The 20053-nt window shown below is 47.7% G+C and carries 13 protein-coding genes, 2 pseudogenes and 2 riboswitches; of the genes and pseudogenes, 6 read left to right on the plus strand and 9 right to left on the minus strand.

The genetic code is table 11. From position 1 onward, the window contains the following. Positions 1-23 precede the first annotated feature (23 nt). Positions 24-404 (minus strand): hypothetical protein, encoded by a 381-nt coding sequence (locus tag QFZ80_RS36640; RefSeq protein WP_307563517.1) that lies wholly within the window; start codon positions 402-404, stop codon positions 24-26. Positions 405-640: 236 nt separating this feature from the next. On the opposite strand from QFZ80_RS36640, the gene QFZ80_RS36645 reads away from it, so the two are divergent. Further along, positions 641-1642 (plus strand): Gfo/Idh/MocA family protein, encoded by a 1002-nt coding sequence (locus tag QFZ80_RS36645; RefSeq protein WP_307563519.1) that lies wholly within the window; start codon positions 641-643, stop codon positions 1640-1642. 892 nt (positions 1643-2534) lie between these two features. Here the strand turns inward: QFZ80_RS36645 and QFZ80_RS36650 are convergent. From QFZ80_RS36650 to QFZ80_RS36665, 4 genes and pseudogenes are all read right to left on the minus strand, one after another. Beyond that, positions 2535-4190, minus strand: a complete 1656-nt coding sequence (locus QFZ80_RS36650; protein WP_307550273.1) for a GMC oxidoreductase — start codon at positions 4188-4190, stop codon at positions 2535-2537. 93 nt (positions 4191-4283) lie between these two features. Continuing rightward, the gene (locus tag QFZ80_RS36655; protein ID WP_307550271.1) at positions 4284-4994 is read right to left on the minus strand and encodes a ThuA domain-containing protein; all 711 of its coding nucleotides are present in this window, start codon (positions 4992-4994) and stop codon (positions 4284-4286) included. A gap of 59 nt (positions 4995-5053) precedes the next feature. Next, a pseudogene (locus QFZ80_RS36660) lies at positions 5054-5149 on the minus strand (NAD(P)-dependent oxidoreductase); the annotation flags it as partial. Between the two features lie 530 nt (positions 5150-5679). Continuing rightward, positions 5680-7029, minus strand: a complete 1350-nt coding sequence (locus tag QFZ80_RS36665; protein WP_307550268.1) for an APC family permease — start codon at positions 7027-7029, stop codon at positions 5680-5682. Positions 7030-7116: 87 nt separating this feature from the next. Continuing rightward, a riboswitch (guanidine-I (ykkC/yxkD leader) is annotated at positions 7117-7219 on the minus strand. 191 nt (positions 7220-7410) lie between these two features. Beyond that, a riboswitch (guanidine-I (ykkC/yxkD leader) is annotated at positions 7411-7508 on the plus strand. 70 nt (positions 7509-7578) lie between these two features. Here QFZ80_RS36665 and QFZ80_RS36670 point away from each other — a divergent pair. The 5 genes and pseudogenes from QFZ80_RS36670 to QFZ80_RS36690 all read left to right on the plus strand — a co-directional run bounded on the left by QFZ80_RS36670 (position 7579) and on the right by QFZ80_RS36690 (position 15740). Next, positions 7579-8301, plus strand: coding sequence for an urea amidolyase associated protein UAAP1 (locus QFZ80_RS36670; protein WP_307563522.1), 723 nt, complete (start codon positions 7579-7581; stop codon positions 8299-8301). After that, positions 8302-8955 (plus strand): urea amidolyase associated protein UAAP2, encoded by a 654-nt coding sequence (locus QFZ80_RS36675; protein WP_307563524.1) that lies wholly within the window; start codon positions 8302-8304, stop codon positions 8953-8955. Between the two features lie 57 nt (positions 8956-9012). Further along, positions 9013-12635, plus strand: a pseudogene (gene uca, locus QFZ80_RS36680) (urea carboxylase). A gap of 18 nt (positions 12636-12653) precedes the next feature. Continuing rightward, positions 12654-14546, plus strand: coding sequence for an allophanate hydrolase (gene atzF / locus QFZ80_RS36685; protein WP_307563526.1), 1893 nt, complete (start codon positions 12654-12656; stop codon positions 14544-14546). A 264-nt stretch (positions 14547-14810) separates the two neighbouring features. Further along, positions 14811-15740: a nucleoside hydrolase gene (locus QFZ80_RS36690; protein WP_307563528.1), complete on the plus strand. Its 930-nt coding sequence runs from the start codon at positions 14811-14813 to the stop codon at positions 15738-15740. 66 nt (positions 15741-15806) lie between these two features. On the opposite strand, the gene QFZ80_RS36695 is transcribed toward QFZ80_RS36690, so the two are convergent. The 4 genes from QFZ80_RS36695 to QFZ80_RS36710 form a co-directional block, all read right to left on the minus strand. Further along, entirely contained in the window at positions 15807-17003 is a 1197-nt protein-coding gene (locus tag QFZ80_RS36695; protein WP_307563530.1) for an MFS transporter, read from the minus strand. 133 nt (positions 17004-17136) lie between these two features. Next, positions 17137-17418 carry an ArsR/SmtB family transcription factor gene (locus QFZ80_RS36700; RefSeq protein ID WP_307438165.1) on the minus strand — a complete coding sequence of 94 codons (282 nt, stop codon included), beginning with the start codon at positions 17416-17418 and terminating at the stop codon, positions 17137-17139. Between the two features lie 319 nt (positions 17419-17737). Further along, positions 17738-18808: an ABC transporter substrate-binding protein gene (locus tag QFZ80_RS36705; RefSeq protein WP_307563532.1), complete on the minus strand. Its 1071-nt coding sequence runs from the start codon at positions 18806-18808 to the stop codon at positions 17738-17740. A gap of 50 nt (positions 18809-18858) precedes the next feature. Beyond that, a complete protein-coding gene (locus tag QFZ80_RS36710) occupies positions 18859-20022 on the minus strand; it encodes an amidohydrolase family protein (protein WP_307563533.1) in 1164 nt (387 codons plus the stop codon). Positions 20023-20053 lie beyond the last annotated feature (31 nt).

A 20053-nucleotide genomic window follows, 5' to 3' on the forward strand; every position in this document is an offset into this window, starting at 1 on the left:
GAAGCCTCCAAATAATTAATTTTTTAGGATTTCGTTTTTACTTTACTCTTATGACGCAAGCGCAGGGCCGACCATGTATCGTCCACCGCGACATTGCTTACAAGACGATAGTCTGTTTTCTCATCCATCAACTTCCACAGAATGTCTCGGTTAATGTCGGTTTTCACCTTCGAGCTCTGTTTCGGATAGGTTATCCAGAACACAGCTTCATCGTTCAAATAGGCAATCGCTTTAGGTGCCCATTCAGCCACCTCGGCGGCATTGTTAACAAAAAGCTGAACGAAATCGTAAGTCCCATTCTGCTCCTCATTATCCTCAATGCCAAGCTTGTAGCCTTCCGGTGCCTGAAGAACGAGAGCTCGTCCTTGCTTGTAGCGCAGCTTCTTCAGCAATTCGTCCTGCATCGTAAGTCATTCCTTCCTGTATGTCCTTTTCGTATTGTGTCCAAAATATCAGGTTTTCCAAAGGCATTGCAATACGAAACCAAATGGTTACACAAAGGATTATACGAAACCTTTTGGTTTCATGTCAAGGGGGTTGTTAGATAACAATTCTGACTTAAAGTTTCTGTTCGCTTTTTCAACAACTCTGAAATCATGGTATAGTTATGTAAAACAAGAGTGGAATAAAGGAGAACGAAATGATACGTTTTGCTGTTATAGGAACCAACTGGATTACAGAAGAATTCATACATGCTGCCCGCGAGACGGGGGAGTTCGACTTAACTGCCGTATACTCGCGTACGGAGGAAAAAGCTGCGGAATTCGCTCAGAAATTTGAGGTTTCTCATATCTATACAAGCCTAGAAACGTTTGCACAAAGTAAGGAATTTGATGCGGTTTATATCGCGAGTCCGAACTCGCTTCACGCTGAATATGCGATACTCTGTATGAATCATGGCAAGCATGTTATCTGCGAAAAGCCGGCGGCATCCAATACCGCTGAGCTCTCAGCGATGATTAGAGATGCACAAACGAATAAAGTGGTGTTCATGGAAGCTCTCAAGTCCACGCTGCTTCCTAATTTCAAGGCGATACAAGACAATTTACATAAACTAGGGAAAATTCGTCGTTATTTTGCGAGCTATTGCCAATATTCCTCTAGATATGATGCTTATAAGCAGGGAACGGTACTGAATGCGTTCAATCCCATTTTTTCAAATGGCTCGATTATGGATCTAGGCGTTTATTGTATTTATCCGTTGGCGGTGCTTTTTGGTGCTCCTGAACGCGTACAAGCAAGCGGAGTGCTGCTGGAGTCGGGTGTAGATGGCGAGGGCAGCCTGCTTCTGAGCTATAAAGAGATGGACGCGGTTATCATGCACTCCAAAATATCGAGCTCCTATCTGCCTGCAGAAATTCAGGGTGAGCATGCGACAATGGTCATCGATAAAATCAACACGCCTGAAAAAGTTGAAATCCGTTACCGAGATGGTTCTGTCGAAAACCTGACGCGGGAGCAGGGTATAAGAACGATGCGCTATGAAGCGGAAGAATTTATTCGGCTTATCAAAAGCGGAGCATCGGAGTCACTGACGAACTCACATGCGAATTCCAGTATAGCAATGGCCATTATGGATGAGGCAAGAAAGCAGATGGGGCTTGTTTTCCCTGCGGATCGTAAGGTGGGTCAGTTCGAATAGGCGAAGGTAGTGAAGCGTTCTTGCAAATGAATCAAAGCTTGCCGCACATCATTCCATCAATAAACGAACGGTTTACGCCCGTCCTTTTGGGCAAGAGTAACTAAGGTTGAGTAAGTTCGATACTGGCAGGCGAAGTTGTACTTTGTACAACATTAAGCAAGATAATCGGCGTTATCGCGGCATTTGTTGCAGAAAATACAACATTTTCTCCCGAAAGTAGCTCAATTGGGTGAAATACGGAAAAAAAGTTGTACAATATACAACATCAGCGGCTTGTTGAGAAAAAAACGCCGAAATTGTTGCACGTTGTACAACTTTTGCCCGTTTAAGTCGGGGTATGACTGTCACTTAGAAAACAAAATCACTCACAGGGTGAAAATTTGCTTATTCGTAATCATAGCAATACCGAACCAACATCAGCACTAAAGCTAACACCTAGAACAAACCATTTCCCTACTCGCGGTAGCTTCACTTCTCCCTAATACCATTCTCTTATTTGTTTTGGGGTAAGCGATGCTTACCTTTATTTATTTGAGTGAGGAGAAAGGTCGAAATACCTGAGCTTGAGGGATTTGATTGGATTATATCCAATGATGTCTCATGACATCGGCGGTTGGGGTTAGTTTCATTGGATTTATACAGGGAGCATTCTGTTGGATTAACTCCAATGGAAACGTGCAAACAAAGTGAATGAGCTCGATTTGATTGTATTTTATCCAATGGTGTAAAGCATAACGCTGCTGCACCAGCTGATACGGTTGGTACAGGTGGAGCAGGTTTTATCATGTGATGCGGATAAATCGCGGGGAACCTTACCACAAGTAAGGCGAAATATTAGCCACTAAATAATGCTGTCATTACATCTTCGAAATGACTTCGATAGACGGTTTTCTCATAGTTTCTTAATAATGTAATCTGCAGTACGTATGGCAAGGGCTATTGTCGATAATGTTGGATTGGATGCTCCTAGGGGAGGGAGTACACTATTATCGGCCACAAATAAACCGGCCACGCCAAACACCTCTCCATAGCGGTTCGTTGCTCCATCGCGACTGTCATCACTCATCCGACAAGTTCCCGACGCATGATTATCTTGTCCTGGGGGCATCAGACAAAGATCAGACTTGCCGTTCTCAGAAATCAAAGGCGCTTTAATGACTTCGGAAACTTGTTTTACCGCCTGTGCAACTTGATCAATAATTTCTTTATCCTTTTCACTATAAGAGAAATCGATTTGTATCTTCGGCACCCCGTATTCATCCCGGATATTCGGATTCAAATAAACTTGATTTTCAAACCGTGATTCCACGATACCGAAACCCTCAAAACGAACCTCCAATTCCTTCTGCAAAGGCGGTTCTTCATAACTGTACCAAAAATTGTCTCCAGGTCCATAGAGTTGAATTTGAAAGGGCTGGTCGTTCGTTTGAGGGATTAAAATACCTAGCGTCCCTAACAGCTCGGAAAAATCCGCTCTGTCCAGCACTCCATGCGCCATGATAAAAGAATGATTGGTAAGATAATGACCGATTGCTCTTCCTTGAATCCCTGAATGAAGCAGAATTTGTGGAGTATCAAGAGCCCCTGCCGAAAAGACCACGTTCCTGGATTTAAGAAAAAACGATTTCTTGTCAGGGTTCTTCACTTCTACGCCGACAGCTTTCCCATTTTCGTGAAGCACCTTCACTGCTCGGGCATTCACAGCCAAATCAAAAGACCTGCGGTTTAATGAATACGCAAATAAATTCATGGCGCTGAAAAAAACATTGGAATGGATTCGTCCATATTTTGTCTGTGCTAAATCAACCGCTAGCGGAAAACCCGCCGCTTCGTTAAAACCACCTCCACGAAGCCGGTTCACAAGGACTTCCGTGATTGAAGAACCCTTGGTGTATTCCCGACTAACATTCATCACCTCTTCGGCAATATTGTAGTAATAGTTCATCTCTTTCAATGTGAGCGGCCACTTACTCAGCACTGAAGGATGCATTCGAGGAGAGACGCCAGACCAAAACAACGTTCTTCCCCCAAGCGCATAAAACAGCGTTGCCGCCGGAAAGTCCGGGATTCCCTTGCCAATCGGTATCGAAATTTTAGGGTTTGTAAATAATTGTACGTATCGCTTCACATTTAACGTAGGGAGGTTCTGTGCATGCATGGGTAATAAAAGATCGCCCGCTTCAATGATGCCGATCCGTTTGCCGCTCGCTCCCAACTGTTCGCATAGCCTCCAAAGAACGGCACTGCCTCCCGCCCCGGTGCCAATGATCAATACGTCATAATCGGTTTTCTCCATCTCCTCTATTGGAGTAAGTGGAATCCATTGATCCAGATAGTCTGTCGGAGGGGCAGGTGGACAAGTGGGGGGAATATACAATCGGCTCATGCCAGCCACGTTTAACGAGGGGAGCCTCACCGGCTTGCCGCTAATGTTCTGATCAGGCTTCTCAATGTTCGGATTCAGCGCCATAAGCTCAGTGACTGGAATCTGATGTTGATTTGCGATTTTCCGCAGGGTATACCCGTCATTTGCGATGTATATTCTCATGGGATCACTTCCTTTCGAACTGCTTCTATACCGTACGGCCGCTTCAGAGTATCCAGCCTTTTTCGTTTGCCCAATCTTGTCGGATTGGATCATTCATCGGGCAGCCCAAACCATTCCCCGTTTCATCATTGTCAAGACTTCAGGCATTGTTACAATGTTCAAGGAGTGTCCTAAAGCACAATAAAAAATCCGTCCTCTTCCGTATTTTTTTGTCCATACTACAGGCATGACGGTTTCTCTCCATACTTCCGGGGGATGAACCTTAAAAGTGGTGGTTGCAAGTACTTCATTAGCCGGATCAACAAGAAAGTAGTATTGTTCGGTAGTAACCGTAAAATCTCGAATTCCTGCCATTATAGGGTGATCACGATTGCTAATGTGGACTTGATAGGTTACTCCCGCCCCTCCAGGATGAGCGACAAAATGTCCGCCTACCATGAGCTGGTACTCGATTTCACAGCGAAACGCGTCTCCCATACCGCCATGCATCCCAGCCACTCCGGTTCCGTTGTTGACAGCTTCAAGGAAGGAACGCAATTGTTCTTGCGTAATCGTTCCCAGAGTCCAATCGGGAACGATCAAATCCGTCCGCATTAATTTCTCCCGGTCAAGCAACACGTCCAACGTATCCGAAATTTCTACCTCAAAGTTTTCTTGCCGCAATAATTCCGCCAGAATCACTGCAATTTCTTTTGGCCTATGGGGTTGATATCCTCCTTGAATAATTAACGCCTTTTTGTTCTTGCTATAACCATTTCGGGCTGGTTGCGAGTTTATATTTATAATTAAAGAATGATTTTTCATTAGGATTTTTTCCTCCGTCGTACAAAAACAAATTTGCGGTACTTTCACCGTTAGAGTGCTCATTGACTGAAGTACCTGCCGCCGTTTACATGGATCACTTGCCCGACCGCATAGGAGGAATCACTAGATGCCAAGTGTATATAAGCCGGTGTAAGCTACGCAGGCTCTGCACCCCGTTGCTGCAGAGGCTGATATTGCGGCGGTGGAAAATGGGTACTTCGTGGCATTTGGAGTAGCTTCCATATTTAGGTTTCAGTATATACAATCCCCTTTCGGGTGAACTCAATTTTCGTATTTGGAAGTTCGATACCATCAATATATGCCCAATTACATTTTTTGGTGATAGCCCAAGGCATGCAGAAAACCACCCAAAATCTACAGCATCTACGCGCCGTCCGAACACCTATATTGCGCCATTCATAAGACTGCCGATGAGGCGGATCGCGAGGAATTGGCCGAACTGCTCGAAGACGATGACTGAACAAGTTGCTATCGTCAACTGAATAAAGGGCACCCGAATGGGTGCCCTTAAATTCGCCTTATTGATGTTACGCTGAACCTTACCATAAGTAAGGCAAATTGTTTGCATAAAATTATATCGAAACAAGGATATGAATATAAAATTGCAGGATGCGCGTTAAACCTAAAAAGGACCGTCAGGATGATCTGACGGTTTTTATTTATTCTATTCCAGAGACCCAGAGGGACGGCCGCTGCCCGTGATGATGGGCCTGTTTGAAGCAGTTAGCGTACGTGTGGAACGCTTTCGAATCAAATGATACACAATGCCCGCGAGGAGCCATACGCCTCCCATCCATAGGGCATCTTTGTCGAGCAGTGACAGTAGATAGCCAATGAATCCGGCTCCGATCACCGGGAGAATGAGATAGAGGAACGTCTGTTTCGGCGAGCGCTGCTTATCTCTGATGTATTTTTGAGCAATAACTGAGATGTTTACAAAGAAGAAGGCCGTCAATGCCCCAAAATTCACGAATTTCACCGCATTGTCTAGCGATATAACAAGAGCGAGCAGAGAGACGACGCTGACGATCACGATGTTGGTGACAGGTGTGTTGAACTTAGGATGAAGGGAACCGAACACCCGCTTAGGGAGAACGGAATCGCGCCCCATCACAAAGAGGAGACGAGAAACGCTAGTTACCGATGATAAGCCTTGGGTGAAAATGGCGAGTATAAGTACGGTGATGAACACGGAGCTAAGTGCGGCTCCACCGACGAGCTTCACGATCTCGAACCCAGCCGAGTCGATATGGATGAAGGTTAGCTGTGGATAAACCAACTGTGTCAGAAAAGACGGCACCAAGTAAAGAATACTGGCTGTAATGATGATAATCATGATGGCCCGAGGGATCGTTTTCTCGGAGTTTTTCGTTTCTTCCGACATGGTTGTGACCGTGTCAAAGCCTAGAAAAGAGAAGCAGATCATCGATGCTCCGGCAAGAATGGCGGAGAAGGGGACTTCGGTTTGCAGGAATGGCTGCAGCGGATGAACGTCTCCGGTGATATTTCGGAAAAGGAAAAGACAGAAGACCGCGATAAAAAGGATCTGAATCCAGACGAACAGCTTGCTGAGATTTGCCGAAAACTTAATGCCAATCATATTTACGATACCGAGAACGATATTGAGCCCAATGATCCAGACATACGCCGGAATGGACGGGAATTGTGCGTGAAGATAGATGCCGAAGGTAAGGCAGGCAATGATGGGGGAGAAAAAGTAGTCAAGGAGCAGTACCCAGCCGACCAGGAAGCCTAAGTAGGGATGGATGCTTTTCTTCGTATAAGTGTAAGCAGAACCTGATGTGGGAAAAGATTTGGACATGACACCATAGCTGTACGCGGTGAAAAAGATGGCAACGAAAGCAAGCAGGTAAGCTTGCGTCAGCATGCCATGTGCATTCTCATAAGCAATGCCATAGATGGAGAAATAAATCATAGGTGTCATCCATGCTAACCCCATATAAACGACTTGGGATAGGTTTAAAGATTTGCGTAGTGTGACTTCTGATTTCATTATGTTGACACTCCTTTATATTGTTTTCCCGGTGATCTAACGGAGCGTATATGCAAAAAAGCCAAGGAGATATCTATGAAACAGATATCCTCCCGGGCTTTTATCCCTCCGTGAACACAGGGTTAGCTGTGCGTTTTCTCTTGGTCCAGACCGAGCTGCTTGCACTCGCGGAACCCTAGAAAACCATGTATGTGATGAATCGTTACTTACCTATTAGCGATAATGGCAATTTACTTGCTTATGTTAGATATTGGCTATGTGTGTAAGTTAATATAACACATAGTTTAGCTTGTGAGAAGTATTTTAGATAAAATACGGAATTAATCTAGAAGTTATTGACACACATCATTAACGATGTTATGTTTAGTAACACAAACGAATACGATTGTTTACTAGGGTTCCGCCGGTTATACCGGGCTGGTCCGAGAGTAAACCGCTCTTGTAGAAGAGCGCCACGGAAGGATAAAAACCTGGGAGATATCACCAAGACATTTGAGTCTTGTGATGTCTCCCTTTTTGTTTAACGACATGGCGAAGGAGATGGGTAGCATGGATAACATTTGGAGCAAGACGATAGGGCCGGGCGGTAAGTGGTCAGGAGTGATTGGTAGAGGGAAGTTGATTCGTTTTACGGCGCTGGAGGCCGGCGCAAATGTGTCTATACAAGTGTTCCACGCGAAGGATCTTACGGAGCGTTACAATATGCCGGATACGCTGAAAGCCCAACATACAGCCCATTTGACGCGAGGAAACGTGCTGATGAGTGACAATGGTCGAGCGTTAGTGAGCATCGTGGAGGACAGTATTGGTTGGCATGATCCGCTTAGTGGATACACAAGCCGTGCGGCTACGGATGCCAAGTACGGAACGACGAATTTCCAAGAGCAGCGGAATGATTGGCTACGGAGCGGACAAGAGAACTTTGCGGTAGAGCTGGTACGTAATGGCCTTAGCATGCGCGATATGATGCCGGTTGTGAATCTATTTTCCAAAGTATTTTGTGATGACAATGGGGATATGCATTTTAGTGATACTCATTGCCCTGCAGGAGCCACGGTTACGCTGCGTACGGAATTAGATGCCTTGCTCATCTTATCGAACACGCCGAACTCGCTTGACCCAAGATCAACATATCCATCTGTGCCAGTCAAAATCGAGGTGCTGGCTGCCTCATCTGTGGGTGAAGATGATTATTGCTTGAATTATCGCCCGGAAAATCGCCGAGCATTTGAAAATACATGGGAATATCAAACGCTGTTAGGAGGAATTTAAATGGCTGTATTTAATCGAGTGGAAAGCCCTCGCCTCGCCCGGGATGCCATCTATAGCGAAGTTATTCAAGCGGGAGACGGTTGGATACGCGTTTTGAAGCCAGGACAGGTGCTCCGCATTGTCGATCTGGAAGGGAATCAGGCGGCTGATACGCTATTTTATGATGCAGAGAATCCGGAAGATCATTATAGTGCAGTCGCGACGATTGCAGGTCAAAGCAATATTTATCTCAGCACAGGCTCTGTCCTTCGAGCAGAATCCGGTAAGGAATTGCTCAAAATCGTAGCCGACACTTGTGGACGCCATGATACGGTCGGGGGTTCGTGCTCAGCTCAAAGCAATACAGTACGCTACTCGCACGATAAACTGTCCATGCATAATTGTCGGGATACGTTTATGCTCCAGCTTGCTCAGCACGAAAGCGGAGCGTATACGAAGCGGGATTTGGCACCCAATATTAACTTCTTTATGAATGTACCCGTCACACCGGATGGTGGACTGAAGTTCGATGATGGCGTTTCCGCTCCGGGCTGTTATGTAGAGGTCCAGTCGCTTGGCAGCTCTATGGTGCTTATTAGTAACTGTCCGCAGCTTAATAATCCTTGTAATGCCTATAATCCTACACCGATTCAGGTTCTTATTTGGGAGAAGTAAGTTCCTTTGCTCAAGAGGGATAGATTTGTCTACGAAATTCGAAGGGGTGTGGATACGATGTTTACTAAAGTGCTGATTGCTAATCGTGGCGCTATCGCTGTACGTATTGAGCGTACTTTACGCAAGCTCGGGGTTGCGTCCGTTGCTGTATATACAGGGGCAGATCAAGATAGTTTACATGTGGATGGTGCGGACGAAGCAGTTCTGATCGGTGAAGGGCCAGCGAAGGAAAGCTATCTCAATACAGAGTTGATTTTGAAAATAGCACTGGAAACCGGTGCGCAAGCGATTCATCCAGGTTATGGCTTTTTAAGTGAAAATGCGGACTTTGCCCGCGCTTGCCGAGAGAATGGCATTGTGTTCATCGGACCTACGCCAGAGCAAATGGAAATGTTCGGACTCAAGCATTCTGCACGGGAAATCGCAGAAAGAGCCGGCGTACCGATGTTGCCGGGAACGCCGCTGATTACAGAGCTGGATGAGGCAATAGTTGAAGCTGCGCGTATTGGTTACCCTGTTATTCTTAAAAGCACAGCAGGCGGCGGCGGCATTGGGATGCGAGTCTGTGCAGATGAGGCAACACTGAGATCCGCTTATGATGGCGTACGTCATTTGGCAGAGACGAATTTCAAAAACGGCGGTATGTTTCTGGAAAAATATATCGCAAGAGCGCGTCACGTTGAGGTACAAATTTTCGGTAATGACTTCGGTGAAGTCGTTACACTAGGTGAGCGCGATTGTTCTATTCAGCGCCGTAACCAGAAGGTCATTGAAGAAAGCCCGGCTCCGAATCTGTCAGATAAAGTGCGTGAGGCGATGTTCGCCTCGGCGAAGCGTCTTGCTGCTGAAGTAGGCTATCGCAGTGCGGGTACGGTGGAGTATCTCTACGATCCGGAGACGTGTGAGTTTTACTTCCTTGAAGTCAATACCAGACTTCAGGTTGAGCATGGGGTAACGGAGGAAGTGTTGGGAGTTGACCTTGTTGAGTGGATGGTGCTTGAAGCAGCGAATGAGCTGAAGGATATTCAGTCTCTCATTCGTAAGCCAATAGGCCACAGCATTCAAGCGCGTATCTATGCGGAGGACTGCCTTCAGCAGTTCCGTCCGAGTGCAGGGCAGCTGGATCGTGCGGTATTTTCGGATAAAGCAAGGAATGAGACGTGGGTTCGGGATGGTCTTACGGTCACAACCCTTTACGATCCGATGCTGGCTAAAATCATTGTCCACGGTATAGATCGTTTGGACGCCATTCGTAAGCTGATCGAAGCGTTGGCGGAAACGCGCATGTACGGGATTACAACGAATCTGCAGTATTTGCAGGCTCTTCTGCAAGAGAAAGATTGCGTAGACGGGAACGTCTTCACGCAATTGTTGAATACGTTCGAGCCTGTGGAACGGGCTCTGGAAGTTGTAGACGGAGGTATCCAAACCACCGTTCAGGACTTCCCTGGACGCATCCGCCACTGGGATGTGGGTGTGCCGCCTTGCGGGCCGATGGATCCGCTATCGTTCCGTATCGGCAACAAGCTGCTTGGCAACGCTGACGATGCCTGCGGATTGGAAATGACGCTGCGCGGAGGTTCTTATAAGTTCCGCAGTGACATGTGGTTCTGCGTCACTGGTGCAGATATGCAAGCGGAGCTGGATGGAACGGCTATTGTAACGTATAAGCCGGTGTTTGCGGCTCGCGGTCAAGTGCTGAGCTTCGGCGAGGCCAAGGAAGGTATGCGTACTTATCTTCTTATCGGCGGCGGCTTGGATATGCCGAAAATTCTTGGCAGCTCCTCCACGTTTACGCTAGGCGGTTTCGGTGGTCATGGCGGTCGGGCGCTGCGTACGGGAGATGTGCTGGGTGTGAATGAAGGTGGAAGTCCCGTTCAAGAGACGGCAGAACTTGCTCTAGAGTATCGTCCTGTAATGACGCGAGAGTGGACGATCGGTGTGATACCTGGACCTCATTGTACAGGTGAGTTTTTACATGCGGAATACTTGGATCAATTGACGGAAACGAGTTGGGAAGTCCATTTTAACTCCTCGAGGACGGGGGTTCGTTTGAAAGGACCTGCTCCGCTGTGGACACGTGAAGATGGCGGAGAAGCGGGGCTTCATCCATCCAATATTCACGATAATGCGTATGCTGTCGGTACGCTGGATTTGACGGGGGATATGCCTATTCTTCTTGGGCCTGATGGCCCGAGTCTTGGTGGTTTCGTGTGTCCGGTGACGACGGCTTCGGCTGAGTTTTGGAAGCTGGGCCAGCTTCATCCAGGTGATACGATTCGATTCCACTTGCTGACACTTCCGGAAGCAGAAGCCTTGCGCGATCTGCAGGAAAGCAACTTGCGTGCGATTGGTAAGGGGAATTTCGGGCGGCTGGCGCTTGTGCGGCTCCCTGCTGTCAATGAAGTGATTACACCGGAATACCCGCGTCTTTTCCATGAGACTGCTAATCGCAGATTTCCAATCACGATCCGCTGCTGTGGTGATCAGAATTTACTAGTTGAGTATGGTGAGCTTGAGCTGGATTTGCTGCTGCGATTCCAAGTGCAGGCTTTGATGCAAGCGATTGTGGAAAGCGGCTCGATTCCGGTAATGGATTTAACACCAGGGATTCGTTCTTTGCAAATTCACATCGACCCATCAGAAATAACGGTAAGTGAAGCTTGTAAGAAAATTGTTGAGATTGACGCAGCGCTGCCTCCATTAGAAGAGTTCCGCGTGCCTTCGCGTATTGTTCGTTTGCCGCTTTCTTGGGATGACCCCGCGACACAGCTGGCGATTCAGCGTTATCAACAAGGGGTGCGTCCAGATGCGCCGTGGTGCCCTAGCAACCTGGAATTCATTCAACGCATGAATGGATTAGATACAATTGATGATGTTAAAAAGATTGTTTATGACGCTAATTATTTGGTGCTTGGATTAGGTGACGTGTATTTGGGGGCTCCAGTAGCCACACCTGTCGACCCGCGTCATCGCCTAGTCACAACGAAATATAACCCGGCACGAACATGGACACCGGAAAATGCTGTTGGCATCGGTGGTGCATATATGTGCGTGTATGGGATGGAAGGCCCGGGAGGTTATCAATTCGTAGGACGTACCATTCAAATGTGGAATCGTCTACGTTCAACGGAAAGTTTTAAGTCGGGTAAACCTTGGTTGTTAAGGTTCTTTGATCAAATCCAATTCTACGAGGTCAGCGCGGAGGAATTGCTTCAACTGCGGGAAGACTTCCCGAGAGGCAGATATGAAGCGGATATTCAAGAAACGACCTTTGATTTAGGTGAATATTTGCAATTTCTAAGCTCCATCGAAGATAGTACGGAAACTTTCCGTAAGCAGCAGCAAATTGCTTTTAAAGAAGAGCGAGAGAGCTGGAAGGCGAAGGGATTGGCTGAGTACGTATCCGAACAGGAGACTATCAATGAAGGACCAGAGGATGAGCTGCCGGCAGGGACTGTTGCTGTACGCGGAATTATGCCGGGAAGTGTGTGGAAACTTCTTGTATCTCAGGGTGAACAAGTAAAGAAGGGCGACCAACTGGCAATTCTCGAAAGTATGAAAATGGAGTTCCCACAGCATGCACCTTGTGATGGATATGTTTCTATGATTCAAGTGTGAAGCCTGGAGATCAGGTTCATGCAGGACAGTTGATTCTCGGAATTGCACAATCTGCTTAAGGAGAGAGGTGTCTGTAAATGACTGAGGCTAACAAGGTGGAAAAGATCGAACAGAATGAGAAGAATGAGAAGAGTGGGAAGTTTAAGGTGAGTGAAGTGCAGGAGGAGTTAAGTATCTCATGGCTCCGAGATAAATATGAGAAACAAGAATTAACTCCACAAGAAGTGATAGCGGCTATTGTGCAGCGCTCTTCAGATGATGCAGCTATGAATATCTGGATTACTCCGCCTGCGATGGATATCATTCAGCCTTATTTGGATCGACTGGCTGAGATAAACCTTGTGGACGCGCCGCTGTGGGGAATTCCATTTGCGATCAAGGATAACATTGATCTGGCTGGGGTGCCGACGACAGCTGGCTGCGCGGAGTATGCGTATACGCCGACGGAACACTCAGGCGTCGTGGAAAGATTGATTGCCGCAGGAGCGATTCCGGTCGGCAAGACGAACTTGGATCAATTCGCGACAGGGCTTGTCGGCGCGAGAAGTCCTTACGGTGACGCGCATAACGCGCTTCGCCCGGAACTGATCAGCGGCGGCTCGAGCTCCGGCTCAGCCGTCTCGGTAGCCCGTGGCCAAGCGGCGTTCTCGCTTGGCACAGACACGGCAGGCTCGGGCCGCGTGCCTGCTGCACTCAACCGATTGGTTGGCTATAAGCCGAGTCTCGGCGCCTGGCCAACCAAAGGGGTAGTGCCTGCCTGTGCGAGTTTAGACTGTGTAACCGTCTTCGCGCACAGCTTGAATGACGCGCTCGCCGTAGACGGCGTAGTGCGCGGGCATCACGCGGATGACCCTTGGTCACGAAGTGTAACAAGGAAAGCGGCTAAGCTTCCGGCGAAAGTTTTTCTGCCGGAAGGTGAGTTAGGCTTCTATGGTCCTTATGCTTCAGAGTATCGCGCTGCGTGGAATAATGCTGTTGAGAAATTGAAGGGATTAAGTGTTAATTTGAACATCCCCGTTGAATATATCGATGTTACGTTGTTCGCCGAAGCGGCGGCGATTCTGTATGAGGGCCCATGGGTGGCCGAGCGATGGGCGGCCTTGGGCAGCTTTATTGAAGCCAATCCGGGCATTGCATACCCCGTCACGGAAAAGATCCTTCGCTCGGGCTCTGCGGCCGAGTACGATGCTGCATCTGTGTTCCATGCGATGCATAAGCTGCAGCAGTTCAAGCTGGAAGCTCGCAAACTGCTGAAAGATGCCGTGCTTGTCATGCCTACCTGCGGGGGGACATGGACGCGCGAACAAGTTCTTGCTGATCCGATTAGCACGAATCGGGATATGGGGCGCTACACGAATCATTGCAATCTGCTTGATTTGTGCGGAGTTGCTGTGCCGGCGGGCGATGCGGCGCCGCAGACGCCTTTTGGCATCACGTTCTTCGCGCTCGCTGAAGAGGAGAGCTTGATCTGCGGCGCAGCCGAGCTGTTCGTGGCGGGTGCTGTTGACGCCGAACTGGAATCGGCTGCTGAAGCGAATGCGCCACGTATCGCGGGCTCCGCAGCAGATGAGGTTGCCGTGGCAGCTGTGCCGACGACGCTGGTCGCGGTCTGTGGCTTACACATGCGCGGCTACCCGCTGGAGAAGCAAATGCTAGGCTGTGGAGCGCGGTTCATCCGTGAGGATGAGACCGCAGCGAAGTACAGCCTGGTGAAGCTGCCAACCACGCCGGCGAAGCCGGGGCTTGTGAAGCAGCAGCAGGGCGGCGCAGCCATCCTGCTGGAGGTTTGGGAAATGCCGCTGGAGGCATTCGGCGGCTTTGCAGCTGCGATCCCAGCTCCGCTGGGGATCGGGAAGGTTGAGCTTCGGGACGGTACGGAAGTCCCAGGCTTCGTTTGTGAGGCTTACGCGGCCGCAGGCGCGGAAGATGTAACAGCTTTGCGCACTTGGCGCAAAGTGGTTCCTTTATAGGAGGCAGAGTGCGCCTGCCTGCTGGGAAGCTTTTGTTTCAAGTCGGAGAGGCGCAGCCAACGAACCATATCGAAATAAAGAAGACCGGATAAAGCCTTCGCTTATCCGGTCTTCTCTTCGACTATAACGACCCGGAATGACCGACCGCTAATTCGGTTATTTTCCAACCTATTCTTTATGCAAGACCTCCCTACTGTTTATCGTATGCTGTAATAACCGCGTTCATAAATATAGAAAGGAGTTATGAATCGAAAGGGGGATGAAATGGTAAATAACGTATTGTTTTTCTCCGACATGGGGATCGATGACGCTATCGCTCTTATGTACGCTAGTTTTACGAAAACAATCAACATTGTCGGAATTGTTTGCAGCTATGGCAATGTTCCAGTCGAGGATGCCGTTCAGAATGCCCACTTTCTTCTCGATTCATTAGGACTAAGGGGCGTGCCTGTTATCAAAGGGGCGGAACGGCCAATGACAGGTGAATCACCGACTTATATTACCAAAGTCCACGGGACGCATGGGCTCGGTTCGATCGTTCCCCCCTTTGTATCGGAGGGGCAAAATTTTGGAATTTTGAAATCCATCCTCGAACGATATGCCAACGATCTTATCATTGTGGATACAGGGCGACTAAGTTCTCTTGCAATGGCTATTATGCTGTATGAGGAATTGCTAAAGAGGGTGAAGGGATATTATATCATGGGTGGTGCCTTTCTTGTTCCTGGCAACGTTACGCCAGTAGCTGAAGCAAATTTTGTTGGCGACCCAGTCGCTGCTGATCTTGTCATGAGGCGCGGCGGACCCATTGCCTTGTTTCCATTAAATGTGACCTATAAGGCGATTGTAACGCAAAATATGAGTGATTCAATCAATCGGGTAGGAAAAGCACCCCTCTTCAAATCAATGTTTGATTTTTATTACGATTTTTATAAGACTTCCATGCCCCGACTGCAAGGCGCCCCGATGCATGACTTGCTTCCAATGATGGCTCTTGTTAATCGACAAATGTTCCAGTGGAAGAGTCGACCGGTTCGTGTTGTTACCCAGGAAGGAATCGCGAAGGGGCAAAGCATTGCTGATTTCCGACCAAGCGCCACCGTTGAGCCGAACGCGATTAGGCTCGCGCTAGATTTGGATTACAGACAGTTTTATTGGAACTTCATGACTATCATGACAGATAAAAAAGAATAATCCATAACTCCACAAGAGCCGGACTATCCTTTTTTGACTTTTTCCAATGCCGCCTCTAGATAGTACTTATGCTCTTTGCAACGGCTCAACGGAAGCTTCAACAGTAGCCTTGCTTCTTGCACTTGATCTTCTGAAAGATAAAATTGTAATGACCATAGCAATCCCAACACCGATCGCTCCGATCCAAGTAACGGACGCCAGAGATATCTGTCCAACTACAACGCCACCAACGCCGGCACCGGCAGCCATAGCAAGCTGCATAACTGAGCTGTTCAGACTGAGCATAATACCTGAAGATTCTGGAGCTAGTGTAACTAAATTATATTGCTGTGTAGGCCCTGACGACCAAGCGGCGAAGGACCACAAGATAAGCAATGGAAATACGACACTGGGTGAGTGTGCAGCTAAAGTTAACAAAATAAGCGTGATTACATGTAACAGCATACCTGAACTTAGTGTTCGCTTAACTCCCCACCGATCCGTGCTATAGCCTCCGAGCTTGGAGCCGAGAAGGCTTGCTATACCGAATGCAAACAAGGCAGTGCTCAGCATTTTCTCACCCATACCGGTAATCGTTAAAAGATAAGGTGAAATGTACGTATAGGCAATTGAATAGCCACCTAGCCAAAAGAAACTAACCGACAGGGCCATAACCATTTTTGGATTTTTCAACAATGCTAATTGTTTACGCAGCGGTATAGCCGCTTCTCCTTGCAAGGATGGAATGGTTAGTGCGATAACTACGATCGCTACTAGGCCCAGGGCGCCGATTCCGCCAAACACCATTTTCCAATCGTATGAGGCAGCAATCATTCTACCTAGCGGGACCCCGACGATCAAGGAGGCAGTGAAGCCCATGATGACAGTTGCGATCGCACTGGCCTGTCTTCCTTGAGGAGCGATTATAGCTGCGATACTCAATGAGGTAACAACGACGACTCCGGCTCCAAGAGCCATCAAAACTCGAGCACTGACGAACAGTCCGAATCCCGGCATGACAAAAGCCAATCCATTAGCGATAACGAACAAACCAAGTGCATAGAGGAGCAGCTTACGACGATCCCAGCCTGAGGTGAATGCCATGATGATCGGAGTACCGATCGCATAGACGAGCGAGAAAACAGTAATCAGTTGGCCTGCAGCCATTAATGAAATATCCATTGAGCTAGATATTTTATCCAGAATTCCCGCTATGATGAACTCTGATGTTCCGACTAAAAAACTAAGGAGCGCTAAGATGTAAATTTTCCATGTTTTTGACATTTGATAACCTCTTTCGTTTATATTTTTATATTTCTAAATGTATTGGAATACAAAATAAAAAAATTATGCGTTGCGGCAGATGTATGAATATATTTCTATATTTCTAAATGTGTAGAAATATAAAGCGAAAAAATTAATCAAGCAAATAAGGTACGAATTTTTTGGCGTTTTCCCAATTTACGGTGAAGTATACGAACGTTCCTTTTTTCTGGGAGTCAAGCAGTCCGCAGTCTGTTAATTGTTTCAAATGATGAGACAGTGTGGATAGGGCCACTGATTCCAAGCGGTTTTCAAGTTCTGCGGGGCATAAATTACTTTCTTTGATCAGGATCTCAAAAATTTTGTAACGAGTAGGTTCGCCTAACGCTTTATGAACTTTCACCGCTTGCTTGGCTTCCATACTGACATCAACCATCGTAGTTTGCTCCTTTCTGTTGTTTCTATATTTATCGAAATAAGGATAGCATGCCTCTGCGTAAAAGTAAATACCTGATCGTGTTGCCTTGGAACCAGCGCTGTGGACTTATGCCACTGCATGCGCTGTGACGGGGGAAAATGGACTGAGAAGTCGTTTTTCGAGCCTGAGGTGGTTGTAATTTAGTAGCTTACGTGTGAAAGCGTGGAAAACGAGCTTTCAATTTGTGTAAACTAAAATAGGCTCGGAAACCGAGCCTATAGTTAGCCATATCCGTGATGCGGCCGGAAAAAGAAGGCTGAGAAGGTGTTTTTCAATGCTACTTAGCCATCAAAAACTCATTCGTATATAAATCCTTGACCGGGATGTCATCCTTAATCATGCCGGCTTCTTTCATCTGGCTTACGAGTGTTTTCCAACGATCTTCGGACATGTAGCCAACGCCGTGAGCTTTAGCGTCCCCTCCGAAGATGAAATCTTTCGCAACAGCTTGGGCATCTTTCAAGTGATCCACGTCGTAATCCTTGTTTACTCCGTTGAGTGCATTGTTCACTTCATCAGCATGAGCATAATAGTAGTCCCAGCCTTCGGTCGTTGCTTTTAAGTATCTTTTGATCAAATCGGGATTCTTTTTGGTGAAATCGTCTGTCGTGATGACGACGTTGCCATAGGGGTTGTAGCCAAGGTCAGCGTTGAGGAACCATGCGACGTCAGCGCCTTGTTTTTTGAGAACGTAAGGCTCATTCGTAGCAAAGCCTTGGGTGATAGAGTTTTTATCTGCTGTAAAGCCGGCGAGGGAGCCGGTGTAATTTTGAACTTGAACTTTATCGAGTTTATATTTGTAACTGATGTATTGCCAGAAGGGGAAGCCTACAGCTGTGTAGACTTTACGTCCATTTAAATCTTCTATTTTCTTAATGCCCGAATCTTTGTGATAGATGAGGTTCTGTGGATTGGTCTGCAAGTTCGCATAGATCACTTTAACCGGGATGCCTTCTTTGCGCGCTAGTACGACTTCGTCGGCGTTGGCCATGGCGAATTGCACCTTGCCTGAAGCGACTAGCTGAATGTTGGATACTTGTGGCCCGCCTTGCTGTAGGGTAACGTCTAGGCCCGCTTTCTCATAGAAGTGGGCGACTTGCGCGGCATAGTGTCCGCCCATTTCCGGTTGCGCAAACCAGCTCATCGCTTGGGTCACTTTATCCGGTTGCTTAGTGGCCTTGCTGCTCTCTGTCAGGGTATTTCCGTCTGTTGTTGCTGTTGCTGTGGCTGTTGATGTTGAACTGGCGGTTTTACTTGTTGTTGCCGTATTGCTCGTTCCGCAAGCTGTGAGAAGGATGACCATGGCAATGGCGGCTGAACTGACCTTAGTTGTCCTCAGTAATTTCATTGAAATCTCTCCAATCTCTCTCGGTAATTTTCACTCGTAAAGTCACCTTTTTAAATCTTCCAAGCGCTCTGCAGCTGTCTCCCGGCAACTGGCACGCCTCGAACGCTAATAATCTCACGTGGAGGGGCGGCAGCTATCGCATGTTCAGCATTTATCGCATCAAGCAATATGAAATCGGCAGTGTCTCCTATCTGGAAAGCAGCTGCTGTGGAACCTAAGTAAGGATAAATGGAACGCAGGCTCTCATCGTCATTCCAGCGGTTCATGTCGGCCATTCTTCGGCCTCTCGTAAGCTGGTCGGTAAAGCCGAAGGGGGTCCAAGCGTCCAAACCGGTATGATCAGAGCCGAAGTAGACTCTCACGCCTTGCGAGGTTAACTGCGTGACGCGGGGCATCGCGGAATCGATAGGGACACTGGTGACAATAGCAATGTCCAACGCGCCTAGCCGTTCTGCAATAGCCAAGGATTCAGCTTCTGACACTTCGCCTAAGCAATAGGCGTGGCTGACCGTGACTTTGCCGTTTTTACCACTTTGCTCGGTGTAGTCCATAATGCGTTCTAGGGTGAACAGGCCAAGATGCCCGGGATCGTGCAAGTGAATATCGACCTCGGCGTCATGGGCCACACTTAGATCAAATATGGCAGTCAAGCAGGCTTCGATATCCCGATCAACGCCTGCGGGGTCAACACCCCCAACGATAGAAGCTCCTTCTTGGAGGGCTTGCTTGATAAGGCTAAACGATTGTGATCGAATTAACCCTTGCTGAGGGAAAGCGACGATTTCGATGTCCAGCGTGCTTTTGAACTCCTCCTGCTGCTCTCGAACCATCTCCAGATGAGTCAGGCCAATCTCGGGATCGATGTCGACGTGGACGCGAAGCCGTGTAGTTCCGAAGGCCAACATTTGCAGTAAAATCGCTCGAGCACGCTCTTTCTGTCCGCTTTTCATAGGTGCTAGCAGATCCTTTTCCATTTGAAACTGTTTGAATAACGAATCGACCTTTCCTCGTGAAACCCACTCTTGATCCGGGAAAGCTTTGTCCAAATGCACATGATAATCTTTAAACGAAGGCAGCATCAGCATGCCTTGTGCGTCCCAGGTAATCTTCTCTCGATCACTCTCTCCATGTACGATAAGGGCGATGACGCCTTGGTCCAAATAGATGTCGTGCAGCCCTCCGTTAACATGAACGTTACTTAACCACTGTCCCATGAATGCTGCTCCTTTCATCCTAGCTCTAACC

It is taken from the genome of Paenibacillus sp. V4I7 (genome assembly GCF_030817275.1).
GTDB lineage: Bacteria > Bacillota > Bacilli > Paenibacillales > NBRC-103111 > Paenibacillus_E.

What these genes read in the sequence shown, in the direction of transcription:
- QFZ80_RS36640 (WP_307563517.1), bottom strand. Translation starts at nt 404, where the DNA reads ATGCAGGACGAATTGCTGAAGAAGCTGCGCTACAAGCAAGGACGAGCT.
- QFZ80_RS36645 (WP_307563519.1), top strand. Translation starts at nt 641, where the DNA reads ATGATACGTTTTGCTGTTATAGGAACCAACTGGATTACAGAAGAATTC.
- QFZ80_RS36650 (WP_307550273.1), bottom strand. Translation starts at nt 4,190, where the DNA reads ATGAGAATATACATCGCAAATGACGGGTATACCCTGCGGAAAATCGCA.
- QFZ80_RS36655 (WP_307550271.1), bottom strand. Translation starts at nt 4,994, where the DNA reads ATGAAAAATCATTCTTTAATTATAAATATAAACTCGCAACCAGCCCGA.
- QFZ80_RS36665 (WP_307550268.1), bottom strand. Translation starts at nt 7,029, where the DNA reads ATGAAATCAGAAGTCACACTACGCAAATCTTTAAACCTATCCCAAGTC.
- QFZ80_RS36670 (WP_307563522.1), top strand. Translation starts at nt 7,579, where the DNA reads ATGGATAACATTTGGAGCAAGACGATAGGGCCGGGCGGTAAGTGGTCA.
- QFZ80_RS36675 (WP_307563524.1), top strand. Translation starts at nt 8,302, where the DNA reads ATGGCTGTATTTAATCGAGTGGAAAGCCCTCGCCTCGCCCGGGATGCC.
- atzF (WP_307563526.1), top strand. Translation starts at nt 12,654, where the DNA reads ATGACTGAGGCTAACAAGGTGGAAAAGATCGAACAGAATGAGAAGAAT.
- QFZ80_RS36690 (WP_307563528.1), top strand. Translation starts at nt 14,811, where the DNA reads ATGGTAAATAACGTATTGTTTTTCTCCGACATGGGGATCGATGACGCT.
- QFZ80_RS36695 (WP_307563530.1), bottom strand. Translation starts at nt 17,003, where the DNA reads ATGTCAAAAACATGGAAAATTTACATCTTAGCGCTCCTTAGTTTTTTA.
- QFZ80_RS36700 (WP_307438165.1), bottom strand. Translation starts at nt 17,418, where the DNA reads ATGGTTGATGTCAGTATGGAAGCCAAGCAAGCGGTGAAAGTTCATAAA.
- QFZ80_RS36705 (WP_307563532.1), bottom strand. Translation starts at nt 18,808, where the DNA reads ATGAAATTACTGAGGACAACTAAGGTCAGTTCAGCCGCCATTGCCATG.
- QFZ80_RS36710 (WP_307563533.1), bottom strand. Translation starts at nt 20,022, where the DNA reads ATGGGACAGTGGTTAAGTAACGTTCATGTTAACGGAGGGCTGCACGAC.